13 protein-coding genes are annotated in these 15271 nt (G+C 69.2%); 6 read left to right on the top strand and 7 right to left on the bottom strand.

Annotated elements, in window-relative coordinates; all coding sequences use genetic code 11:
* Nucleotides 1–3 precede the first annotated feature (3 nt).
* Nucleotides 4–840: a MerR family transcriptional regulator gene (locus RM543_RS13835; protein ID WP_311692621.1), complete on the top strand. Its 837-nt coding sequence runs from the start codon at nucleotides 4–6 to the stop codon at nucleotides 838–840.
* A gap of 4 nt (nucleotides 841–844) precedes the next feature.
* Here the strand turns inward: RM543_RS13835 and RM543_RS13830 are convergent, their stop codons facing one another.
* The 3 genes from RM543_RS13830 to RM543_RS13820 are packed head-to-tail and all read right to left on the bottom strand — an operon-like array spanning nucleotide 845 to nucleotide 4931.
* On the bottom strand, nucleotides 845–1774 hold the full coding sequence (locus tag RM543_RS13830; RefSeq protein WP_311692619.1) for a glycosyltransferase family 2 protein: 930 nt from the start codon (nucleotides 1772–1774) through the stop codon (nucleotides 845–847).
* A gap of 11 nt (nucleotides 1775–1785) precedes the next feature.
* Entirely contained in the window at nucleotides 1786–2919 is a 1134-nt protein-coding gene (locus RM543_RS13825; protein WP_311692617.1) for a glycosyltransferase, read from the bottom strand.
* Complete coding sequence (locus tag RM543_RS13820) at nucleotides 2916–4931, bottom strand: HAD-IIB family hydrolase (RefSeq protein WP_311692615.1); 2016 nt, start codon at nucleotides 4929–4931, stop codon at nucleotides 2916–2918. The genes RM543_RS13825 and RM543_RS13820 overlap by 4 nt, the downstream gene beginning before the upstream one ends.
* 259 nt (nucleotides 4932–5190) lie before the next feature.
* On the opposite strand from RM543_RS13820, the gene RM543_RS13815 reads away from it, so the two are divergent.
* A complete protein-coding gene (locus RM543_RS13815; protein ID WP_311692613.1) occupies nucleotides 5191–6942 on the top strand; it encodes a GumC family protein in 1752 nt (583 codons plus the stop codon).
* Here the strand turns inward: RM543_RS13815 and RM543_RS13810 are convergent.
* The gene (locus RM543_RS13810) at nucleotides 6939–7697 is read right to left on the bottom strand and encodes a MauE/DoxX family redox-associated membrane protein (protein WP_311692610.1); all 759 of its coding nucleotides are present in this window, start codon (nucleotides 7695–7697) and stop codon (nucleotides 6939–6941) included. The two genes, RM543_RS13815 and RM543_RS13810, sit on opposite strands and share 4 nt — an antisense overlap.
* 62 nt (nucleotides 7698–7759) lie before the next feature.
* Complete coding sequence (locus tag RM543_RS13805; protein WP_311692608.1) at nucleotides 7760–8515, bottom strand: DsbA family protein; 756 nt, start codon at nucleotides 8513–8515, stop codon at nucleotides 7760–7762.
* A 154-nt stretch (nucleotides 8516–8669) separates the two neighbouring features.
* On the opposite strand from RM543_RS13805, the gene RM543_RS13800 reads away from it, so the two are divergent.
* Both RM543_RS13800 and RM543_RS13795 read left to right on the top strand, forming a co-directional pair.
* Nucleotides 8670–9440, top strand: a complete 771-nt coding sequence (locus RM543_RS13800) for a YdcF family protein (RefSeq protein WP_311692606.1) — start codon at nucleotides 8670–8672, stop codon at nucleotides 9438–9440.
* Between the two features lie 92 nt (nucleotides 9441–9532).
* On the top strand, nucleotides 9533–10222 hold the full coding sequence (locus RM543_RS13795) for a M48 family metallopeptidase (RefSeq protein WP_311692604.1): 690 nt from the start codon (nucleotides 9533–9535) through the stop codon (nucleotides 10220–10222).
* Here the strand turns inward: RM543_RS13795 and RM543_RS13790 are convergent.
* Together RM543_RS13790 and RM543_RS13785 are read right to left on the bottom strand one after the other, a co-directional pair.
* Entirely contained in the window at nucleotides 10219–10761 is a 543-nt protein-coding gene (locus RM543_RS13790) for an RSP_2648 family PIN domain-containing protein (protein WP_311692602.1), read from the bottom strand. The genes RM543_RS13795 and RM543_RS13790 overlap by 4 nt on opposite strands.
* A complete protein-coding gene (locus RM543_RS13785) occupies nucleotides 10758–11999 on the bottom strand; it encodes an RSP_2647 family RNA methyltransferase (RefSeq protein WP_311692600.1) in 1242 nt (413 codons plus the stop codon). The genes RM543_RS13790 and RM543_RS13785 overlap by 4 nt, the downstream gene beginning before the upstream one ends.
* Before the next feature lie 500 nt (nucleotides 12000–12499).
* On the opposite strand from RM543_RS13785, the gene edd reads away from it, so the two are divergent.
* Nucleotides 12500–14305 (top strand): phosphogluconate dehydratase, encoded by a 1806-nt coding sequence (edd, locus tag RM543_RS13780; RefSeq protein ID WP_311692598.1) that lies wholly within the window; start codon nucleotides 12500–12502, stop codon nucleotides 14303–14305.
* A gap of 253 nt (nucleotides 14306–14558) precedes the next feature.
* Nucleotides 14559–15194, top strand: a complete 636-nt coding sequence (eda, locus tag RM543_RS13775) for a bifunctional 4-hydroxy-2-oxoglutarate aldolase/2-dehydro-3-deoxy-phosphogluconate aldolase (RefSeq protein WP_311692596.1) — start codon at nucleotides 14559–14561, stop codon at nucleotides 15192–15194.
* Nucleotides 15195–15271 lie beyond the last annotated feature (77 nt).

The following is a 15271-nucleotide window of genomic DNA, read 5'->3' as shown; positions in this document are numbered from 1 at the left end:
GCGATGTCTGCCAAATCGCCGGACGCGTTCCGCAACATCTCAGAGGTGGCCGAGTGGCTTGGCGTCGCCAGCCACGTCATGCGCTACTGGGAAAGCCAGTTCACCCAGATCCGGCCCACCAAGCGCGCGGGGGGCCGGCGCTATTACCGCCGCTCGGACATGGAACTCCTCGACGGGATTCGTCAGCTTCTCTACGAGGAAGGCATGACCGTGAAGGCCGTGCAGCGGCTTCTGAAGGAGGAGGGCGTCAAGGCCGTCTCCGCCCGCTCCCGCCCGATCGAAGCGCCGTCCCTTGGCAAATCGGGTCGCACCTCGCGCAAGTCGACCGCGGCGCAGGTGCCGGCAAACGATCCCGGACCGGCCGCATCCCCCGAAGCCGCGACGATCCGGACCTCCGAGGACGCCGAAGCGCGGCCCATACCAGTCATGGACCAGGCGCTCCCCGATCCGGATGCCGAGCCGGACGACATTGCCGAGCCGCAGGAACTGGCGGATCTCGAGGCGCTCGATGCGCCGCCCCCGGAGCCTGCCCGTGATGAGGCTGACGGGGACGAGGGCACTAAAGCTACGACAGAGACCGATATTCCCTCGGCATGGGTCGCGGAACGCGCCGAACCGCCCTCATCGGACGCGCCGGGCGATGGACCGCTTTTTGCCTCGCGGGGCGAGACGCCGCCCGACGACGCCGGCGCGGATCATGGCCCCGTCGTCGCACCTTTGCCCGCGCGGGACATGACGCTCGCCGAGGGCCTTCGCCACCTCGAACCCGGCCGCATCCCGCCGGACCGTCTCCTTCCGATCTGCGATCGGCTTCTCGGCCTGCGGGAGCGGATGGGCTGACGCGTCACTCCGCGGCGATCCGGGGCGACGCCGTCTCCTTCATCGCCTGAAGCGCCCGGATGACGCGGGCGGTGTTGACGTAGGGCATCCCCTCGGACTGCGAGCTCAGCGCCCTGTCCGCGTCGTTCGGTTCGCGAAGGATCCGCAGCGCGCCGCTCTCGTCTTCGTCCAGAAGGCCCATGAGACCGAACGCGTAGAGCCAGTGGCCCATGGTACGGTACCCCCATTTCTCCTCGAATTTCAGAGCGTTACGAACCACGGCGTGAAGATGATGGATCGGCGGCATGTGGTGGGCATGGTACTGGTGATAGACCCGTCCGCCCTTCAGCCAGCCGATCGGAAGGCCCGCCACGACGGCGGTCTTGCCGAAATCCGTATCCTCGCCGCCATAGCCGTAGTAGCGCTCGTCAAAGCCACCGATCCGCTCGAAGGCCGCTCGCGAGAGACCGAAGTTCAGGGACCAGAAGCACCTGTAATCGTTGCAGATATCTATGCCGTCCTCGGGCGGGCCGCGGCGGTCGGAGTGCTTTTCGGAGGCGGCGTCGAATGCCGCGTAGTCGATACCGCCTTCGAGCGCGCCCGACGGAAGATACATGACCTCTCCCATGAGGATCCCGCCCCAAGCCTCTATCCCGGAACGATATTCCTCGACCAAATCAGGTGCCGGAATGCAATCGGCATCGAGGAAGACGAGGCTGTCCCGCGTCGCCGCGCGGGCGGCCGCGTTACGTGCAGAAGCCAGCGGAAGCTCTTTTCCCGAAACGTGAATTTGCCGGATGGGGAACGGCGCGTCCGGCAGATCGTAAGGCGCATCCTGCATCCGTGCGATCACGAGCTCGTCCGGCAAGACCGTCTGACGGCAGAGGCCACGGACGACGTTGGCCAAGGCCGCGTCGCGGCCGCGGGCGATGGTGAGGACGGATACGCCTGACATGGAAACTCCGATCATTGGGCTGAAATGGGATTGGCGGCGGGAGCGTCTGCCAGCGCCCAGAGCCGCTCTGCGAGATCGTGAAGCCAGCGGCCGGCCAGCTTGTCCGCCCCGTCCTGCACGAGGCGCGTCTGCGCGGCCGGATCGTGGGTCTCGCGGGAGGAGGTCAGGGCTGCCGTCCACGACTGGGCCGAGGACGGCCAGTCCGTCAGGACATGCGCGGCGCCGGCCCGCGCGAGCGCCGCGCCCTTCTCCCGCTGCTCGTCGAAATACCGCCATTCGGGGATGACGATCCAGGGCACGCCGCTGCGAAGGACCTGGTGACACGTCGTGTTCCCGGCCGAGGAGATAACGAGATCAGCCGCCGCGATCCAGTCGGGCGCCGTCTCGACCCACCCCATGTGTTCGAGGTTCGGCGGCTCGCTCGCATGCCAGTCCGGCGCGATCCGGCCGAGCGTGACCCATCTCGCGCCGGGATCCGTGCGCGCGCCCACCGAGATCGGGGCCAGTGGGGCGCCGGAGCCGCCGCCGCCAGACAGGACCAGCGTCAGGCGCTCCGCGCCTACCCCGAGCCGTGCGCGCGCCGCCTCGCGGGTCGGCGCCGCGGCCGGAGTGCCGATGCCGGGCGCGTGGAAGGTCCTGGCGCGCATCCAGTCCGGCCAGAACGGCTGCGCCAGATCTTCGTGGAACGGCGCGAGCAGGCCCGCGGCCCCTTCGTAGGCCGCCATGTGGCCGGGATCGCTGCGATCCCCGTGCTGCAGGACCGCGACATGCGGCACCGAGCATATGCGCGCCAGTTGCGCGAGTTCCGCGGACACGTCGGTGACGAACAGAGCGGGATCCGCCTCGGCGAACCAGGACGTGATGGCCGCTGTCGCGGTCCTGATGCCGGGCCAGCCGAGCGGCGCACAATGGAGCGTGTCCGGGACCCTGACGGCATTGAGCGCCGGCGGCACGGGGTCGTCCGACGCCTGGAAGAGCGACGGAATCAATCTGACCCGGGCCGTGTCCGGCAGGGCGCCGAAGATGTCGTCCCGCGCGCAGAAGATGGTTACGGGGCGTGGGCGGGGCAGTGCGCGCACGAGCGCGGCGATCCGCTCCGCATGGCCCCTGCCCTGGTGATGCACGAAGATCCCGATCGGCTTCATGACGCCACCTGCCCGAACCGCGCCAGCCCTTCGAGGACGCCGTCCGCGTAGGGGCGCCCCGCGCGGAAGAGCTCGTCACGCGGAGGAAGCGCGTTCAACTCGTCGGAGTGGTTCGCCACGACGATGCCGCAGCGCGCCGCGCCCAGGAGGCACAAATCGTTCCCCGAATCTCCGGCAGCGATGCAGAGGAGCTCCGGAATGTCGAAATGCTCCCTGACCCAGCGCAGCGCCGCGCCCTTGCCGGCCCGCTCCGGAAGGATATCGAGGAGCCTCCCGTGGGAATGGACGACATGGGCCGAAAGGCCGCGCGCGGCCAGTCGCCGGCGCACATGGCTTACCACGCCCGGCTCCGCGAAATAGCTGCGCTTCCAGGCCCGGGCCTCGATGGCGGGTTGCGGAACGAGACCAGGCAGGTCCGACAGTGCCGCCTCGACGGCGTCCGGCTCCCACCCCTCCGTGATCGATGAGGCAAAGGCGGTGGAGAGGACCGGCGTTCCGCTCGCATCCCGCAGCCAGATCTCGGAGCCGACCGAGGTGACGAAGAGGTCGGGCTCCGGAAGGCGCCACGAGGCCAGCACGAACCGCGCCTCGCTCAGCGAGCGGCCGGTGGCGACGGCGAAGAGCGTGGAGCCGCGACGGCCTGCCCAGTCGGTGAAGCGTGTCGCGGCCGGCAGGCTGCCGGTCAACGTGTTGTCGATATCGCTCATCAGCATGGCCGTCGGCGCCGGGCGCGGCGGGGGCGCGCGCCGGAGGCCGTCACAGATCGCGGCATGGCGTTCGGCGTAATGCGCCCAGCTCCAGCGCGCGGAGCGGCGCCGTCCCCTCCCGGCGGCCTCGGTCCGTCCCGCGCTGTCCTTGAGCAGCTCCAGCATCGCACCGCCGAACGCTACCCTGTCGCGCGGATCGGCGATGCGGCCATGGCCGAGCAGCTCGACGATATCGCGCGGACCGCCATGGCTCGTGGCGACCACGGGAAGCCCTGCCGCGGCGGCCTCGAGGAGTGTGAGGCCAAAAGGCTCGGTGACGGCCGGATTGGCAAAGATCCCGCCGCTGGATGCCGCCAGCGCATAGAGCCCCGGCACATCCGCCGGGTCGTGGCGCTCGGGAAGTGCGATGGAGCCGCCAAGACCATGTCGCTCGACCGCCGCGATGAGCCCTCCGATCACCGAGCGCTGCTCCTCGGGCCCGTCCTCGGGGCCGTCCCGCTGGCCGGCAAAAATGGCGAGGTTTGCCACCTCCCGGAGGCCCGGCATACGGGCGTAGATCTCCACCAGCTCTGGCAGGTTCTTCTTAGCGACGGGCCGGGCGATGGCGAGGATGAGGGGTTTCTCCAGATCCCTCAGGTGCGGCGCGAGAAGCGCGCGAGCGCGGGCAATCTCCCCGGTCCCCGCCTCGTTCGGCACGATGCCCGGCATGACCCGGTGGACCCGGCCGAGCCGCGCACCGGGATAGAGCCCGATCTGCCGCTCCGCCTCGTCGCGCGAGGAAACGATTACCGCGTCCGCCTCCGCGATGGCATGCGCCTCGCGCGCCAGTCGGCCGTCCAGCCCTTGTCCGGAGCCCGTCGCGACGCGCTTGTCCGCAGCGAGCGAATGAGCGGTGTAGATCACCGGGATGCCGAACCTGTCCCGCGCCGCCAGGGCGGCCTCGGCGGCATCGGCGAAATGCGCGTGGATCACGTCCGGCCTCGGGGAGGCCTCCAGATAGGCAAGGAGAGCCTCGGTGAAGGACGGAATCTCCGCCTCGAGGGCCTCCTTCGTGAGATAGCCTCGGTTTGCGGTTTTCAGCCGGACGATCTCCGCCCGCGTCCCGAGGATCTCCCGCGGCCGGGCATAGATCGCGCCCAGCGCGGGCGCATCGATGGCGCGGGTGATCACGGTTGAACGACCGCCCGGCCGGGCCGCCCCGGCGAGGGCAGCGCCCAGCACATAGGCGATATGGCCGCCGGTATCTGCGGTACGGCCGTATTCCACGGGCGGCGCCTTCAGGCAGCCTCCAAGGGCGATGTGCATCACGTGCATCGTTAGGGTGATCTCCGAACATCCGGTGCGGCAGTCGAAGCGACAAGACCTCTACGGCGGGACAGTTCCCCCCTTCCCCCCGGGGGGGAGGGTATTCGTTAAACTGGTTTGCCCCGCCATACGGATGCCGGGTGGATGGCGGCAGCCGCCCCGTCGCCCGACCCTGGCCCGTTACGGGAATCTTAACGTTTGACCCGGAATGGTGGTCGGCACGCGTCGCACAGGCGCACCCGCAGGGCATGGAAGGGCGATGCAAGACACGGATCTGACGTTGCACGCGGGGCTTGGTATCCTCGTTCGTCAGGCGCGCCTCATCGCAGCGACGCTCGCGGCGGGGGTCTGCCTCGCTGTGCTCTATCTCCTTCTGGCGGAGCCGGAATACAGGGCGACCAGCCTTCTCATCGTCGATCCCGCCGGCAGCGACGTGCTGGACGACGCGCCGGTGACCACGGGGTCCGAGAATGCGCGGGTGGAGAGCGAGGTCGAGATCCTCCGCTCGGACGCAATGGCCCTCGCCGCCGCCCGCCGCGCCGGGCTCATGAGCGGGTCACCGGATGGAGCCGCCAGCACTCGGGATCGCCTCGCGGGCACGGGGCCCGATCGCGCCGTGATAGAGGATATCCTGTCGTCCCGGCGGATCAGCCGCCGCGGCCTGACCCATCTGATCGCGATCACGGCCACGGCGGACAGCCCCGCCAAGGCGGCGCGCATCGCCAATGCCTATGCCGAGACCTATCTCGAACGACAGGTCGCCGCGAAGGTGGCACGCGTCCAGACGGCGCGGGACGTGCTCGGCGCCCAGATGAAAGCCGCGCAGGACGGCGTCGCCTCGTCCGAAGCCGCGCTGGACAGGTTCGTGGTGCAAAGCGCCGGCGAGGACATGTCCCAGGCGATGCTGGAGGCGCAGCTGTCCTCCGGCGCGCTGCCGTCGCCCGTGTCGAGCCGGATCCTCCTCCTCCAGCAGAACGCGGCCATCGCGCGGGCCCAGCACCAGTCCCTCATGTCCCGGCTGAGGGATCTCGAGGTGGACGTGACCCTTCAGGTCGCCAATGCGCGGATCGTCTCCAGGGCGATGCCACCCGCGGTGCCAAGCGCACCTGACCGCATGATGATTCTCGCTCTTGCCGTGGCGGCGTCCCTCGCCGCGGGCTCGGGGATCGCCTTTGCCTCCGAGTACCATTTCGGCGGCATCACCTCGGAAGAGCAGCTGGCCCGCCTCACCGGCAGTCCGGTGCCGACCACCCTGCCCCACCTCGCGGGACCCGAGATGCTCTCGCCGGCAGACATGGTCGTGCGCGCCCCTCTCTCGCCCTACGCGGAAGGCCTGCGCAAGCTGCGCGCGGCGCTCGATCGATCATGGAACTTGGAGACGCGGCCGGAAAGGCAGGGGATGGTCGTCCTTCTCGCCTCGGGCGACGCCGACGAGGGCAAGTCCACCATCGCGCTGGCGCTTGCGCGCACCTATGCCGAAGCCGGTAAGCGCGCCATGCTGATCGATGGCGATCTGCGCGCGCCCACCATCCACGACAAGCTCGGCATCCGCAGCTTCGCCTCGCTCGTTGCGTTCCTGACCGATGAGACCGGCTCGGACATGTTGGACCAGTACTATGTCGACGACCCCATGACCGACGCGGGGATGATCCTGGGGGCCGGCCGAAGTGGCATCGCCACGGACAAGCTCGTCGCCTCGGATCTGTTCGAACGCATGGTGGAGGAGGCGCGGGGCTGGGTGGATGTGCTGATCCTCGACTCGCCGCCGCTTCTGCCGGTGGTCGATGCGCGGTACATGGCCCCGCTGGCGGACGCCGTGGTGCTCGTGGCCCGCCATGCCGTGACGCGTCCGCAGGACCTGCGCCGGGCGGCCGCGGATATCGCGGAATATGCCCGCCCCGGCGCCGCGCGCGTCGCAATCCTCAATGCCCGGAAACGCCACCGCCTGCCCTACGCCGCGCCGGAGCCGGACCTGCCCGGCCCCCTGGACGCGAGGCCCTCTCGTCCCTAGCCGAGCACCCACATCCGCAGCGGCATCCAGAGGCCCATGAGGACCATCATCACGTTCTCGGTGAGGGAGATGAACCCGAGCGGGACGTTGCTGTTACCGCCGACGCAGGCGCATTTCAGCTCCCGCTTGTCGATGTAGACCGCTTTGACCACGGAGACGGCACCGATCGTGCCGATGAAGAGCGCGATGGGGGCGGAGATCCACGTCAGCGCACCGGCGATCATAAGAAGCCCGGCCAGCGCCTCGCCATAGGGATAGAGATACCCATACCGCACCCACCGGCGGGCAAGCAGGTCGTAGTTCAGGAACATCGTGGAGAAGCTCTCGACGTCCTGCAGCTTCTGAATGGCGAGGAAGGTCATCGAGATCGCGATGACCCATTCGAGCGCGCGAAAGGTGAAGATCGTGCCGTAGGCCGCGTAGCTCACCGCCAAGGCCATCAGGGCCGCGACCGCGAAGATCGTCAGAACGGGACGGTAGGAGGTCTCCTTGTCGCCGGGCACCTCCTTGCCGAACTCCCGTTGCAGATCGTCGTGGCCGCCGATCCGCCGACCCTCGATGAAGGTCTGCGGCGTGGTCTCCACGCCATGTTCGGCCTGGAAGGCGTCGGTCTCCTCGCGGGTGGTGAGGTGATGGTCCTCGACCTCGTATCCCTCCCGTTCCAGGAGCGCCTTCGACTTCAGGCCAAAGGGGCAGAGGTGATCGGGCATCACCATCCTGTAGAGGACAGCGCGCTTCGCGGTAGTGCCGGGCATTCAGAACCTCCGGTATTGGGCGGGCATTCTTCCAAACGCCTTCCCGCCACCGGAGGGTTCCATCACTGACTGTCGGCGTCGCGGGCGGCCTCCACCATCTCGGCGAGGGCAGCACGCTCCACGAAGCCCGGCGCCATCTCCTCGCCGATGACGAAGGAGGGGGTTCCGGAAAAGCCGATGGACTGGGCGAGGTCGAGGCTTTGCTGGATATGCGCGTCAACCTCGGGAGATTCCATGTCTGCCCTCAGCTGCTCGGTGTCGAGCCCGACCTCCTCGGCCACGCGCATCACGGTCGGCTCGTCGGCACGTCCGGCCATGGTCATCAGGGCGTTGTGGAACGCCTCGTAGAGCCCCTGCTCGCGGGCCGCGAGCGCGGCGCGGGCGGCGAAGACCGAGCCCTCGCTCAGGATCGGCCATTCGCGCAGGACGACACGCACGTCGTCATCCTCCTCGAGGAGCGCGTTCACCTCCGCCGTTGCGCGGCGGCAATAGGGACAGTTGTAGTCGAAGAATTCGACGACCGTGACGTCCCCGTCCGGATTGCCGATGACGGGCGCGTTCTCGGCGCTTTCGAGCGCCTCGCGCTGGACGGAGAGGGCATTCCGAGACTGCTCGGCCTGCTCGGCGGATTGCTGCGCCTCGAGGATCGCGACCGCTTCCATGACGATCTGCGGGTTCTGCCGTATCGTCTCGAGAACCAGCTCGCGCACGCGATCCTCCGTCAGGTCCTCATGCGCATTTGCCGTTCCGGCGAGGGGAAACGCCAGGAGCGCGGCGGCGCAGGCGGCTTGGATCGGGGCTGTCGTGGAACGTCTCATGCAGTTGGCCTCGTTGTCTGTCGCGTTGCGCCCCTTCTAGGACATGAGCGGGCCGGCGCCCATAGCCCCCACGCCGAGGTGAAGCAGGGCGTCATGGTCCCCGCGCCGCAGCGGCACACTTGAACGCGCCCGGCCGGATGCAAAAGTCCCGACAATGGATACGCTGTTCTTCATAGCCGCGAAGATCGTCGGCTTTCTCGTCGCGCCGTCGACATGGCTGGCCGCGCTGGCCTTGCTCGCCGTCCTCGGCATAGCGCTGGAGCGGCGGGGGCTGGCGATCTGGTCCTCCTCGATCCTGTTCTGCTCGATCGTGCTATTGGCCGTGCTCCCCCTCGGCGCGGCGCTCGTCCGGCCACTGGAACACATGTATCCGCAGGAGCCCCGGATCTCAGAGGTGGACGGGATCGTGGTGCTCGGCGGCGGGATCGATCTCGATGCGTCCCGCGTGGCCGGGCGCCCCGAGCTGAACGAGGCGGGGGATCGCATCACCGCCGCCGTCGCCCTGTCCCGGCGGTTCCCCGAGGCGCGTGTGCTCTTCACCGGCGGCAGCGGCGATCTCTTCGGGCGCGGCGGCTCGGAAGCGGACGCGGCGCGGGATCTGATGCTGTCCCTCGGCCTCGCCGAAGAGCGGCTTGTCCTCGAGGGCGCCTCCCGCAACACCGCCGAGAATGCCCGCCTCTCCCGCAAGGTCGTGGATCCGCAGGAGGGAGAGACGTGGCTTCTCGTGACCTCCGCCTTCCACATGCGCCGCGCGGTGAACAGCTTCGAGGCGGCGGGCTGGCCCGCCATGGTGCCCTATCCGGTCGACTTCCGCGCCGGGGGGACGCTGAGCGTGGGCTGGGACCTGGCAAGCTCCCTGCAGCTTCTCCGGATCGGGCTGAGGGAGCGCGTCGGCCTTCTGGGATACAGCCTGTTCGGCAGATGACGCCGGAGGGGCCCGCGGTATGAAGCCGAGTTGATCCGCGCTGCCCCCTTCCGCGCTTGTGGCCCCCCGGACGGCAGCCCATATTCAGCGCGATGTTCAAGCTTACCCCGCTCCTGCTGCTTCTTGCCTACGGCTTCGTCATGTACCGCTTCTCGGTCTGGCGGACGAAGAAGGAGCTCGACGAGAAATCCACGGAGCTTGCGGACCGGAAGCTCAAGGAGCTGACCGATCGCATGGCAAGGGCGCTCGATCTCGACAGGATCCGGGTCAACATCTACGAGATCGCGCCGGTGAACGGCCTCGCCGCGCCGGACGGCCGGATCTTCATTACCCGGGGCTTCTTCGATCAGTACCGAAGCGGCAAGGTCACGGCGGACGAGATGGCGAGCGTCATCGCCCACGAACTCGGCCACGTCGCCCTGGGGCATTCGCGACGCCGGATGATCGACTTTTCCGGGCAGAACGCGATCCGCATGACACTCGGCGGCATCCTGAACCGCTTCCTGCCGGGTCTCGGCTGGGCCATTGCCAGCGCCCTGACCTCGCTTCTGGCCGCGAAGCTGTCGCGTCAGGACGAGCACGAGGCGGACGCCTACGCCTCGGCGCTGCTTGTAAAGTCGGGGATCGGAACCGGCCCGCAGAAATCCCTCTTCGCCAAGCTCGAGAAACTGACCGGCTCCGGGTCGGGATCGCAGCCCGCGTGGCTGTTGTCCCACCCCAAGACCGCCGAGCGCGTCGCGGCCATCGAGGCGCGGGAGGCGCGCTGGCTGCCGGACGATTAACCGATCGCCTTGGCGAGCCTCGGCAGCCGGGCCTTCTTCAGGAGCGTCCGGGCATCGCGCGGCGCGTCGTCCATCCGCGCGGCCCGGCCGACGACATCAGCGACCGCCGCTTCCATCCCGGCCGCATCCTTGAGCCACAGGTCCATCAGGAACGCATCCGGGTCGATCCGGTCCAGCCCTTCCTCGCGCAGTGTGTGACGCGGGAAGTCCTTGGCATTCATCGTCACCAGAAGGTCGGCGCCGCTCGCGATGGCAACGGCGAGGACATGGACATCCGCCGGATCCGGCAGCCAGAGCCGCTGTTCGATGCCCGGCGCAGGCGGAGCCTCGGCGGCCGGGAAGTCCGCGCGCAGAAGGGCCACGTCCCCCCGTGCGATCGCTTCCTCGGCGGCGCCCCGCTTCGCCGCCGCCCGCGCCCATTCCTCGAGGAGCCTCGCGGACCACAGGGGCCGGTAGAGACCCCGCTTCGCGGCCGAAATGAGAACCTCCCGCATCACGGCGGGATAGAGGACGCAGGCGTCGAGGAGAGCCCTGGTCACGGCAGGAGCCGAAAGACCAGTGCCTTGAGATAGCCGCTTTCGGCAAGATAGGGGTGCAGCGGGTGATCGGGCCCGGCCCCGCCGGTATGAACCAGCTGCGCCCGCCGCCCCGCCCGGCCGATCCCCCGCAGGCAGGCGGAGCGGAACTTGGTCAGATCCGCGGCATGGGAGCAGGAGCAGAGGGTCAGGTATCCGCCGGGCTCTACCAGCGACGCCGACAGCCGCGCGACCCGCTCGTAGGCCCGCAGGCCCGCCTCGAGGGCCGGCTTGGACGGCGCGAACGCTGGTGGATCGCAGACCACGAGGTCGAAAAGCTCGCCCGCCTCGCCCATCGCCTGCATCGCGTCGAACGCATCCTCGCGGCGCGTCTCGAAACGGCCTGAGACACCGGACGCCTCGGCGCCGCCCATCGCCAGCTCCAGCGCCGGTGCCGAGCCGTCCACCGCGACGGCGCTGCCCGCCCCCGCCGCGAGGGCCGCCAGGGCAAAACCGCCGACATGGGCGAACACGTCGAGCACGCGTCCGCCCTGCCCGGCAAGCCGCGCGCAGAAGGCATGGTTCGGGCGCTGGTCGTAGAACAGGCCGGTCTTCTGTCCGCCGGTCAGGTCCGCGAGATAGGTCGCGCCGTTCATCGGAACGGGAAGCGGCCCGTCCGGCGCCTGACCGATCAGCATGGACGAGACATCGTCCAGCCCCTCGAGCCCGCGCGCCCGGCCCGACGCGTTCTTGTAGATCGCGCGAAGCCCCGCCACCTCGGTCAGGATCTCCGCGATCTCGCCCACCCGCGCCTCGGCCCAGGCCGCGTTCGGCTGGATCACGGCAATCTCGCCGAAGCGGTCGATGACCACGCCCGGCATGCCGTCCGCCTCTGCATGGACCAGCCGGTAATACGGCGCATCGAAGAGGCGCTCGCGCATGTCGAGCGCGGCGACCAGGCGTCCCTTCAGCCAGTCCCGGTCGATTTCCGCCTCAGGGTCGGCGTCCAGAAGGCGCGCAACGATGCGCGAGCCGGTGGTCGCGGCGACCGTGCCGATGGGCTGGCGCCCGGCATCCTCGAGCCGCACGATGGCGCCCGGCGCAAGCGCGCGGGTCCGCCGGTCGGACACGATCTGGTCCGAGAAGACCCACGGGATCCCGCGGCGAATGGCGCGCGCGTCGGTGTTGGGGCGAAGGCGGATCGTCGGGCGGGCGCCGGAGCGATCGGTGGCGTCGTCTTGGGAGCTATCGGGCGTTGTCATGCAGGCGCCTTACTACCTGCGCCGCGCGCGGGGAAGTGGGGGAACGTCGCTCAGCGATACGTACCGACGGACCACGGCGCCGGTGACGTGAGCACGGGACGGCCTTGCGTCGCCGGTTGCGGGGCGCAGGCCGCTATGACCGAAAGGGCAACCGCAACAAGGGGGATCGTCCGCAAGGCCGCATGTCTGACGGGTCCGCTCATCCTCGTCTCCCTCTTCCCAAGGGGAAGGTAGCACGGCGAGCGGTCGTCCTGCCCGGAAATCCCGCAATCGTCGGCATCAGGCGGCAGATGATGTCGTGAGGCCACCCCCCCGGCGCCTCCTGCGCCCGGGGGGTCCGGGATCCGCCCATCTCGATAGAACCCCGGCGCCACGGCGATCCTTGCATCTCCCGCTCGGGAGTTTGATCAGGATCCGGCATCGCCGACCGGCGCGACGATTGCACCGTTACCGCTAACTGGCTATGTGTCCGCCGTCGACAGCCCGCAGGGAGAGCCCCAATGCCCCTCGACGAGACCATCGCCCGCGTGACCGACCGCATCCGGGAGCGCAGCCGCGACAGCCGGCCCGACTATCTCGCCCGGCTCCATGCCGCGGCGGACCAGGGCGTCGCCCGCGCGCACCTGACCTGCGGCAACCAGGCCCATGCCTATGCCGCCATGGGCGAGGACAAGGACCGCCTCGCCGGAGGCCACGTCCCGAACCTCGGCATCGTCAGCGCCTACAACGACATGCTCTCGGCGCATCAGCCGTTCGAGCGCTTCCCGGAGCTGATCCGGGCCGCCGCCCGTGACGCCGGCGCGACGGCGCAGGTCGCCGGCGGCGTTCCGGCAATGTGCGACGGCGTTACGCAGGGCCAGACCGGGATGGAGCTGTCGCTCTTTTCCCGCGACGTGATCGCGCTGGCCGCCGCCGTCTCCCTCTCGCACAATTGCTACGATGCCGCGGTTTTCCTCGGCGTCTGCGACAAGATCGTCCCCGGCCTCATCATCGCCGCCGGGGCCTTCGGGCATATCCCGGCCGTCTTCCTGCCGGCCGGCCCGATGCTGTCGGGCCTGCCGAACGACGAGAAGGCCAAGGTCCGCCAGCAATTCGCCGCCGGCGAAGTCGGCCGGGACGCGCTGATGGACGCCGAGATGAAGAGCTATCACGGCCCCGGCACCTGCACCTTCTACGGCACCGCGAATTCCAACCAGATGCTGATGGAGTTCATGGGGCTGCACCTGCCGGGCGCCTCCTTCGTGAATCCCGGCACCCCCTTGCGAGACGCCCTGACCGCCGCCGGGGCGAAGCGGGCGCTGGAGATCACCCAGCAGGGCAACGAATATCGCCCCGCAGGCGAAATCCTCGACGAGCGCGCCTTCGTGAACGGGATCGTCGGGCTGATGGCGACCGGCGGCTCCACCAACCTCATCCTGCACATCCCCGCGATGGCGAAGGCGGCTGGCATTCACATCGACATCGAGGACTTCGCGGACATCTCGGCGGTCGTGCCGATGATGGCCAAGGTTTATCCCAACGGCCTCGCGGACGTGAACCATTTCCACGCCGCCGGCGGTCTGGGGTTCATGATCGGCGATCTGCTGAAAGAGGGCCTGCTTCACGAGGACACGCTCACGGTCCATGGCGACGGGCTCGGCTCCTACACGCAGGAGCCCAAGCTGAAGGACGGGGAGCTGGTCTGGGAAGATGGCGCAGGCTCGAGCCAGAACGACAGGATCCTGCGCCCCGCCGCCGATCCCTTCCAGAAGACCGGTGGCCTGCGGCAACTCGAGGGCAACCTCGGCCGCGCCGTGATGAAGGTCTCCGCCGTCGCGCCGGAGCGCCACGTGATCGAGGCCAAGGCACGCATCTTCCACGACCAGGCCGAGGTGAAGGAGGCGTTCCGCAACGGCGAGTTCACCGAGGACACCATTGTCGTCGTGCGCTTCCAGGGTCCCCAGGCGAATGGCATGCCCGAGCTGCACAACCTCACGCCCGTCCTGGCGGTGCTGCAGGATCGTGGCCTCAAGGTTGCCCTCGTCACGGACGGACGGATGTCCGGCGCGTCGGGAAAGGTGCCGGCGGCGATCCACCTCTCGCCCGAAGGCGCCTCCGGTGGCCCGATCGCCAGGCTCCGGACCGGTGACAGGGTGCGCGTCGATGCGGTCGCCGGGTCGATCTCGGTTCTCGAGGACGACTTTGACGCGCGCGAGCCGGTCACGCCGGATCTGTCCGGCAACCGGTTCGGCCTCGGCCGGGAACTGTTCGAGACCTTCCGCCGCCAGGCCGGCCCGTCCACCGAGGGCGCGAGCGCCCTGCTGTGAGGCCCGCGGCGGATTGCGCGCGTGAGGTGGCCCGCCGGAACGGACCCGCAAAGGTGAAGGCGCGCGCCGCCCGTTCGAGGCGGCCCCTTCCTCACGCCTCGGGACGTGAGCAGGTGCGTTCACCTTTCGCGGTCATCGGCTCCCCAGCCTGTACCGCAGGTCCCAGTCAACATGATTCCAGTTTCAACTTTCTTAAAATACCCCCGCCGGAGGCAAGAACGGCCGCCGCGCGCCAGACAGTCGGAGACCTTCCATGACGCCTGAAGAGATCAGCCAGCACACGTTCGCCCTCTGCAGCCGCGCGCCCGTTGTGCCGGTCCTCGTGATCGAGGATGCCGGACATGCCCGGGATCTGGCGAAGGCCCTCGTCGCGGGCGGATTGCCGGCGCTCGAGGTGACGCTCAGGACGCCGGCGGCGCTCGATGCGATCCGGGAGATGTCGGACGTCGAGGGTGGCGTCGTCGGGGCCGGCACGCTCCTGACCGCGCGCGACGTGGAAGCCGCGAAGAAGGCCGGGGCGCGTTTCGGTGTCTCCCCGGGCGCGACGGAAACGGTGCTGGACGCGGCCGAGGCGAACGATCTGCCGATCCTGCCTGGCGTCGTCACAGCCTCCGAGATCATGCGCCTGCTGGACCGCGGCTACACCATGGCGAAGTTCTTCCCGGCCGGAACGTCAGGCGGGGCCCCGGCCCTGAAGGCGTTCTCCTCGCCGCTGCCGCAAATGCGGTTCTGCCCCACGGGCGGGGTGAGCGTGCAGAATGCGGCGGAGTACCTCTCCCTGCCGAACGTCGTCTGCGTCGGCGGAAGCTGGGTCGCGCCGAAGGACAAGCTCGCGTCCGGCGACTGGGCCGGGATCGAGGCCATCGCGCGGGAAGCCGCGTCGCTCTGAACGCGCGCACGTCGCGTCAGGGAAGCAACGGACGCTGCTCCGTCGCCGAACGGGCGACGCCGACGTCGTCCATCCGG

The sequence above is a fragment of the Tropicimonas omnivorans genome, assembly GCF_031846565.1.
GTDB lineage: Bacteria > Pseudomonadota > Alphaproteobacteria > Rhodobacterales > Rhodobacteraceae > Tropicimonas_B > Tropicimonas_B omnivorans.
Note: the sequence above shows the minus strand (reverse complement) of the source record. Positions and strands in the feature narration are given on the sequence as shown.

Bases quoted from the DNA above. Each gene is read 5' to 3' on its own strand.
- edd (WP_311692598.1), top strand. From the start codon at position 12,500: ATGCCCCTCGACGAGACCATCGCCCGCGTGACCGACCGCATCCGGGAG.
- eda (WP_311692596.1), top strand. From the start codon at position 14,559: ATGACGCCTGAAGAGATCAGCCAGCACACGTTCGCCCTCTGCAGCCGC.
- RM543_RS13785 (WP_311692600.1), bottom strand. From the start codon at position 11,999: ATGACAACGCCCGATAGCTCCCAAGACGACGCCACCGATCGCTCCGGC.
- RM543_RS13835 (WP_311692621.1), top strand. From the start codon at position 4: ATGTCTGCCAAATCGCCGGACGCGTTCCGCAACATCTCAGAGGTGGCC.
- RM543_RS13800 (WP_311692606.1), top strand. From the start codon at position 8,670: ATGGATACGCTGTTCTTCATAGCCGCGAAGATCGTCGGCTTTCTCGTC.
- RM543_RS13830 (WP_311692619.1), bottom strand. From the start codon at position 1,774: ATGTCAGGCGTATCCGTCCTCACCATCGCCCGCGGCCGCGACGCGGCC.
- RM543_RS13810 (WP_311692610.1), bottom strand. From the start codon at position 7,697: ATGCCCGGCACTACCGCGAAGCGCGCTGTCCTCTACAGGATGGTGATG.
- RM543_RS13805 (WP_311692608.1), bottom strand. From the start codon at position 8,515: ATGAGACGTTCCACGACAGCCCCGATCCAAGCCGCCTGCGCCGCCGCG.
- RM543_RS13815 (WP_311692613.1), top strand. From the start codon at position 5,191: ATGCAAGACACGGATCTGACGTTGCACGCGGGGCTTGGTATCCTCGTT.
- RM543_RS13795 (WP_311692604.1), top strand. From the start codon at position 9,533: ATGTTCAAGCTTACCCCGCTCCTGCTGCTTCTTGCCTACGGCTTCGTC.
- RM543_RS13825 (WP_311692617.1), bottom strand. From the start codon at position 2,919: ATGAAGCCGATCGGGATCTTCGTGCATCACCAGGGCAGGGGCCATGCG.
- RM543_RS13820 (WP_311692615.1), bottom strand. From the start codon at position 4,931: ATGCACATCGCCCTTGGAGGCTGCCTGAAGGCGCCGCCCGTGGAATAC.